The organism is Enterococcus rivorum (assembly GCF_001742285.1).
In the GTDB taxonomy this organism is placed as follows: domain Bacteria; phylum Bacillota; class Bacilli; order Lactobacillales; family Enterococcaceae; genus Enterococcus_L; species Enterococcus_L rivorum.
In genome coordinates this window covers 39032-45526 of the sequence record NZ_MIEK01000025.1, presented here as the reverse complement: position 1 = coordinate 45526, position 6495 = coordinate 39032, and the positions used below count along the sequence as shown (strand labels likewise).

The window sequence follows — 6495 nt, the reverse complement described above, 5'->3', positions numbered from 1 at the left end:
GAATCACTGCGATCACTTGTGGAGCAGATGATGAACAGTACAAGGAGAAGTCGAGAGTCGAATCGTTGTCCCCGATGTTTCGAATCACTGCGATCACTTGTGGAGCAGATGATGAACAGTACAAGGAGAAGTCGAGAGTCGAATCGTTGTCCCCAATGTTTCGAATCACTGCGATCACTTGTGGAGCAGATGATGAACAGTACAAGGAGAAGTCGAGAGTCGAATCGTTGTCCCCGATGTTTCGAATCACTGCGATCACTTGTGGAGCAGATGATGAACAGTACAAGGAGAAGTCGAGAGTCGAATCGTTGTTCCCGATGTTTCGAATCACTGCGATCACTTGTGGAGCAGATGATGGATCTGATTTTTGTGATTCATTATGACTGCTTGCAGAGTAGTTGAAGCACAATCTAAAGTGGTTAAAGCTGTTTATTCTATGTATGGAACATGTTAGAATTGAGCAAGGTGGTTACAAGCACAATGTTGTTTCCTTTATTTGTAGTTACTACCACCAGTTTTAAATCATACGGGAAAAATTTTTACTGGTTCTACTAGGCAAGTATAAAAAGTATTAGTATAATAGAATGGATAAGCTTAGGAAGTGAGATGAACTAACTTGAAGAAAACATTTGTAGATGCAAAGGATGATCTAATGGGGTCACTAAATAAACAAAAAAGATTGGGCGCTATTATTATTGGTGGTGCGGTATTGCTCTTATTAAGCTTGATTATTATTGTTCCTAGAGTACAAGCAAATATTCGAAATTCTCAAATTCAGTCATTAGTTAATGAGAATATTGATTCAAAAAAAGTAACGGTTTTAGAATATAGAACTATGGATAAAGTAATTGCAGACCAAAAAGGAATTACGGTTCTTTTTTCTCAACCTAATGTAAAACAATATACAAAAGTGATGGATATTTTGAAAAAACCTGATAAATTAGCTGAATTTAATCGGGGCATTTATATTTATCCGATTGTATATAATGTTCAGGCCGTAGAAACGAAATATTCTATTGTAGCAACAGAACCAACAATTGTTTTTTTCGAGAATGGGAAAGAAAAAAATCGTTTAGTTCTTACGAAGGATTTAGATTTAAATACAGTATTTATACCTGAATTTAACCGATTGCCTTCTGGTGGACAAGCAGAAACACCAGTGGTTACACCTCCGCTAACTTCTACTATTCAATCATCAGAAGCGGTGCAGGAAACAGGAGTCTCAACAGAGCAGGAAGGAATTCCGTCTGAATCGCCTCAATAACATAAAGTAATTATTTATGCGGGAAAGAAGGGCTTTTTTATGCGTTGGTTTGCCAGAAACGTGCAGAAAGACACTATCATAAAAGAAAACAGTAATTATTTTTTTGATGTGTGGATGAGAAGTGGTAAATATGACCGGTGCTAAATGGCGATTTTTTCAAACAAAAAATATTGAATCAGAGCCTCCAATACAAAAGAAAAATCCCTTGAAAAAAATAAAAGTTAGTGCAAAAATTCGACTCGTTCCATTCGATAGAACACGTAGGGAAGCATTTCGTTGGTATCAAGATCCAGATAGTATGTATTATATTGTAGGAGCTCCAAGTATCTATACGAAGAAACAAATTCGACAGATGTATCACTGGCAAAATGAAAATGGCTTGTTGTACTATATTGAATACAATGTAGGAGAACAGTTTCGTACAATTGGAGATGTTTGGTTATCGGAGGATGACTACGCAATTGTTATCGATAAAAGATTTAGAAATAAGGGGATTGGCAGAAGTGTCACCAAATATTTTATTTATAAAGCACAAAAAATGGAACGGAAATATATTTATGTCAGTGAGGTTTTTACTTGGAATAGTGCCTCACAAAAAATGTTTACCAGTCTAGGTTTTTATCCATATGAAAAGCAAAAAGATGCTTGGAGTTATCGAAAACGCTTAAATTCCGGTCTCTTATCAAAATAAAAAAGAAAAATTAATTTATTCTTGACGAACAAAACCTTTATAGTGTAGACTGATTCTAATAAGAAACTTGCAGGAGGGAATAAACATGAAACAATTATCAACACCATTAAACCAATTGAATAGTTCATGGCAAAACTGGCGTAGATAGTTGTATGTATGATTCCTCTCATAGATGCAACTTTAGAAGATAGATTCTAAATTTTGTATCTATGCTGGTTTATTCACAATGAATTTATAACCACGTAGATAAGTTTATCTATGTGGTTTTTGTTTATTTCAAAACAACAGCCGCTCCTTATTAGGAACCGTTGTTGTTTTTTATTTTAGTTTAAAAAATATTGATATGGAGGGAAACTAAATGAAAAGAAGTCGTTTATACATTGCTGTTGGACTAATTATTGTTTTTTTAATCGGATCATTTTTTATTGAAAAAAAGGAGGAGGCAAAAGAACAGATACCAGTTGTTGGGGTACTTCAGTTTGTTAGCCATCCGGCTTTAGATGAGATTTATAAAGGAATTCAGAAAGGTTTGAAAGATGAAGGTTTTATTGATGGAGAAACAGTCAAAATTATTTTTCAAAATGGTCAGGCAGACCAAAGCAAGTTGTCAACGATGAGTCAAAAACTAGTTCAGGATAAATCGAATGTATTGATTGGGATTGCCACACCAGCAGCCCAAGCTTTAGCAAATACAACAACAAAAATTCCAATTGTCTTGGGAGCCATCACCGACCCTGTAAGTGCAGGCTTGGTAAAAGATAATGAAAAACCAGGTGGAAATATAACTGGAGTAAGTGATAAATCACCTGTCGGCAAACAAATAGATTTAGCCACCAAACTATTACCAAAAGCTAAAAAACTTGGTATATTGTATGCTTCATCAGAAGAAAACTCTAAGTACCAAGTAGAAGAAGCTAAGAAAATGGCAGAAAACCAAGGTCTGACCGTTCAAACCTACGCAGTACCATCAAGTAATGAGATAGCTCAAACAGTCCAAGTAATGAGTAGCGAAGTGGATTTTATTTATATACCAACTGATAATACAATTGCAAATGCGATGCAGACTGTTGTAAATGAAGCGAGTAAAACAAAAACACCAATTATCCCATCCGTTGATACCATGGTAGAACAAGGCGGACTAGCTACAGTTGGAATTAATCAATTCGATTTGGGTGTCCAAACAGGGAAAATGGCTGCAGCTATTTTATCAGGAAAATCTAAACCAGCAACTACCCCAATTTATACATTTAAGACTGGTGATATAATTATCAATGAAAAGCAAGCTGAGAAACTAGGGATTAAAGTACCAGATAAACTAAAAGAAAAAGCAAAAATTATCGAATAAGAATAGCTCTAGGAAAAGATATTATTCTAGAGGTAATGACTATTGGATTAATAAATATAAGGAAGTGGATCAAATGATTGTTTCAGCGATTGGACAAGGAATGTTATGGGCAATACTAGGATTAGGAATTTTTATGACTTATCGAATTTTAAATTTTCCCGATATGACAACAGAGGGGTCATTCCCATTAGGAGGAGCGGTTTGTGTGACCGCTATTACTTCAGGAGTTTCACCAGTTTTAGCGACATTATTAGGTGTTTTAGCAGGTATGGGAGCAGGCTTAGTGACAGGGTTACTATTTACTAAAGGAAAGATACCGGTTATCTTGGCAGGAATCCTAGTTATGTCAGGCTTGAATTCAGTGATTTTGTATGTGATGCAAACTCCAAATCTATCTTTATTAAATAAACCTAAAATACAAGATTTTTTTATTCCATTTAATTTGCCAAACTATTACGATATTGTCTTTCTAGGAATTATTTTTCTAGTCATTATTATTAGTTTATTGCTATTTTTTTTCAATACTAATTTAGGACAAGCTTATATTGCAACCGGCGATAATGAAAATATGGCACGTTCGATTGGAATCAAAACTGATTCAATGAAGATCTTAGGGTTAATCTTATCAAATGGGGTGATTGCACTTTCAGGTGCTTTAATCGCTCAAAATGATGGTTATGCGGATGTGAATAAGGGAACTGGTGTAATCGTTATAGGTTTAGCTTCAATCATTATCGGCGAAGTTCTATTTGGTGAATTGACTTTTGCAGAGCGTTTAGTTGCGATTGTTGTAGGCAGTATTATCTATCAATTGTTAATATTACTAGTGATTAAGCTTGGATTCGACACAACTTACTTGAAAATTTTCTCTGCGGTTATCTTAGCTATTTGCTTGATGATTCCACAATTAAAAAAAGCACTGAATTTACACTTTCTATCTGAAAAGGAGGAGAGCAAATGAGTCAAGTTTTAGAATTAAGAAATGCTATAAAAACAATTGATAACGGAATGAATGAAACAAAAACAATTTTAGATAAAGTAAATTTGACGATTAATCAAGGCAATTTTGTAACGGTTTTAGGCGGAAATGGTGCAGGAAAAAGTACTTTATTTAATACTATCGCGGGAACGATTAATTTAACTGAGGGACAATTATTCATTAAAAATGAAGCAATTACTCATTTTTCAGAAGAAAAAAGGGCTAAATATTTTTCTAGAGTTTTTCAAGATCCTAAGATGGGAACAGCACCTAGAATGACAGTTGCTGAAAACTTACTTTTAGCTTTATATCGTGGGCAAAGACGGACATTAAAACGGCGCAAGTTAAATGAACAAAGAGACTATTTCACTAAAATATGCAGTGAAGTTGGCAACGGACTGGAAAATCATCTAGATACACCAACAGGTAATTTATCTGGTGGTCAAAGACAGGCGTTGAGTTTATTGATGGCAACATTAACGAAGCCAGAATTATTGTTGTTAGATGAACACACTGCCGCTCTTGATCCTAAAACTTCTAAGCAGTTAATGGTATTGACGGAGCAACGGATAAAAGAAGCAAATTTAACTTGTTTGATGATTACTCATCGGATGGAAGATGCATTAAACTATGGCAATCGCTTAATCGTATTGAAAAAAGGAAAAATAATTAAGGATTTGACCAAAGAAGAAAAAGAAAAATTGACTATTCAAGATTTATTGCTGTTTTTTGAAGAAGAATCTGAAGCATTTTCACTGGAATAAAAATAACCCCTCAGAAGTTGATTTCACATCACTTTTTGAGGGGTTCTATAATAGTTTTGCATTCAGTAGGAGGTACGATCTATTGATTTTGTTCTATCGAGAAAAGCTTTTACAATACGTTCAACAATGCCAGTTATCATAAATCCAGAAGCAATTGCTCCTGCAGTTAAGATAACTTTTATTGCAAAATAACTACCAGTTGTGTAATCTCCAAGCACAAAACTTCTGACAGCTTGATAGGCAGGACCTCCAGGTACCAAAGGAACTAAGCTAGGAATATTAAAAATAATCATAGGCATTTTTTTCTTTCTAGAAAAATAGATACTCATTAATCCTATTCCAACAGATCCCAAGAAATTAGCAAAAACTTGACCGGATTCTAAGTTTTTAGTTAACCAAAAAATCATCCATCCAATCCCACCTGTAATGCCGCAAGCGTTTAATACTCTTCTGGGAACATTAGTCACTACACCGAATGTGACTGTACTTAAATAACTAAATAAAAAATGAATAAAAAATTCCATTAAAATACGCTCCTACATAAAAATTTTGAATACGATGGCTATGCCAACTCCAATTGAGCCTGCGACAAAAAGAGCCTCCATAGCTCTAGCAGTTCCACTAAGTAAATGTCCAGCTAAGATATCCCTAAATGAGTTTGTGATTGCAACACCGGGAACTAAAGGCATAACAGCTCCGATAATAATACTATCGATATTTTTAGCAAAATGGAAGTGAACGGCTAAATATGCCAAAAATCCAATGATAAATGCTGCTAAAAAATCATTTAGAAACTTTATATTTAGCCAAGTACTGACGGAAAAGGAAACTGAAAATCCAATCATTCCGATAATGAAAGTTGCAAGAAAGTCATCCCAAGTACCACCAAAAATATACATTAATGTACAGCTTACAACACCAGCAGAAAAAATTTGCAGTGGAATAGTAAAAGTTGGGACCTCGTCATCAATATTTGTTAAGCGCCGATTTAGTTCAGTAAGGTTTATTTCTTTTTGAGCAAATTTTCGGGAGAGATTATTTACAGCGGCAACCTTTTCCAAATTGATACTGCGTTCAGTAACGTTTTCTAACTGTGTATAAGGACTGGATCTAAATCCCATAAAAAGTCCCGTAGCTGTTACATAACTGACACTTTCTGGTTGTCCAGCGTTTGCTGCAATTCGATCCATTGTATCTTCCACACGATAAACTTCAGAACCACTTTCAGTCATTATTTTTCCAGCCATTAGGCAAGTATCTAAAATCAATTGATTCTTTTCTTTTTCTGACATACTTTTTTCCTTTCAATATGAAAATTCGCAACAAATCTAGTTTATCATCTTTTATAGTCTTTTAAAATAGATAAAAAGGAAGCTTCGGGTCAGAAAATAAATCTTCTTTAAAATTTGATTAGAAAGATAAAGAAACAGTAAAAAATCCCTATAAATATGA

Annotated in this window: 8 protein-coding genes; 6 read left to right on the top strand and 2 right to left on the bottom strand. The window is 34.5% G+C overall.

The window, feature by feature from the left end; translation table 11 throughout:
- From BCR26_RS18515 to BCR26_RS09820, 6 genes are all read left to right on the top strand, one after another.
- Positions 1–383: hypothetical protein (locus tag BCR26_RS18515; protein ID WP_169818873.1), on the top strand; the 383-nt coding region annotated here is incomplete at its 5' end.
- Positions 384–616: 233 nt separating this feature from the next.
- On the top strand, positions 617–1264 hold the full coding sequence (locus BCR26_RS09840; protein WP_069698815.1) for a hypothetical protein: 648 nt from the start codon (positions 617–619) through the stop codon (positions 1262–1264).
- A gap of 130 nt (positions 1265–1394) precedes the next feature.
- Entirely contained in the window at positions 1395–1955 is a 561-nt protein-coding gene (locus BCR26_RS09835; protein ID WP_069698814.1) for a GNAT family N-acetyltransferase, read from the top strand.
- Positions 1956–2313: 358 nt separating this feature from the next.
- The gene (gene trpX / locus BCR26_RS09830) at positions 2314–3300 is read left to right on the top strand and encodes a tryptophan ABC transporter substrate-binding protein (protein ID WP_069698813.1); all 987 of its coding nucleotides are present in this window, start codon (positions 2314–2316) and stop codon (positions 3298–3300) included.
- Between the two features lie 73 nt (positions 3301–3373).
- Positions 3374–4261 carry an ABC transporter permease gene (locus tag BCR26_RS09825; protein ID WP_069698812.1) on the top strand — a complete coding sequence of 296 codons (888 nt, stop codon included), beginning with the start codon at positions 3374–3376 and terminating at the stop codon, positions 4259–4261.
- Entirely contained in the window at positions 4258–5043 is a 786-nt protein-coding gene (locus BCR26_RS09820) for an ABC transporter ATP-binding protein (RefSeq protein WP_069698811.1), read from the top strand. The genes BCR26_RS09825 and BCR26_RS09820 overlap by 4 nt, the downstream gene beginning before the upstream one ends.
- Positions 5044–5105: 62 nt before the next feature.
- Here BCR26_RS09820 and BCR26_RS09815 read toward each other — a convergent pair whose 3' ends face one another.
- The gene (locus BCR26_RS09815; protein WP_069698810.1) at positions 5106–5567 is read right to left on the bottom strand and encodes a threonine/serine exporter family protein; all 462 of its coding nucleotides are present in this window, start codon (positions 5565–5567) and stop codon (positions 5106–5108) included.
- A 12-nt stretch (positions 5568–5579) separates the two neighbouring features.
- The gene (locus tag BCR26_RS09810; RefSeq protein ID WP_069698809.1) at positions 5580–6335 is read right to left on the bottom strand and encodes a threonine/serine exporter family protein; all 756 of its coding nucleotides are present in this window, start codon (positions 6333–6335) and stop codon (positions 5580–5582) included.
- Between the last annotated feature and the right edge of the window lie 160 nt (positions 6336–6495).

What these genes read in the sequence shown, in the direction of transcription:
- BCR26_RS09835 (WP_069698814.1), top strand. Translation starts at nt 1,395, where the DNA reads ATGACCGGTGCTAAATGGCGATTTTTTCAAACAAAAAATATTGAATCA.
- trpX (WP_069698813.1), top strand. Translation starts at nt 2,314, where the DNA reads ATGAAAAGAAGTCGTTTATACATTGCTGTTGGACTAATTATTGTTTTT.
- BCR26_RS09825 (WP_069698812.1), top strand. Translation starts at nt 3,374, where the DNA reads ATGATTGTTTCAGCGATTGGACAAGGAATGTTATGGGCAATACTAGGA.
- BCR26_RS09820 (WP_069698811.1), top strand. Translation starts at nt 4,258, where the DNA reads ATGAGTCAAGTTTTAGAATTAAGAAATGCTATAAAAACAATTGATAAC.
- BCR26_RS09815 (WP_069698810.1), bottom strand. Translation starts at nt 5,567, where the DNA reads ATGGAATTTTTTATTCATTTTTTATTTAGTTATTTAAGTACAGTCACA.
- BCR26_RS09810 (WP_069698809.1), bottom strand. Translation starts at nt 6,335, where the DNA reads ATGTCAGAAAAAGAAAAGAATCAATTGATTTTAGATACTTGCCTAATG.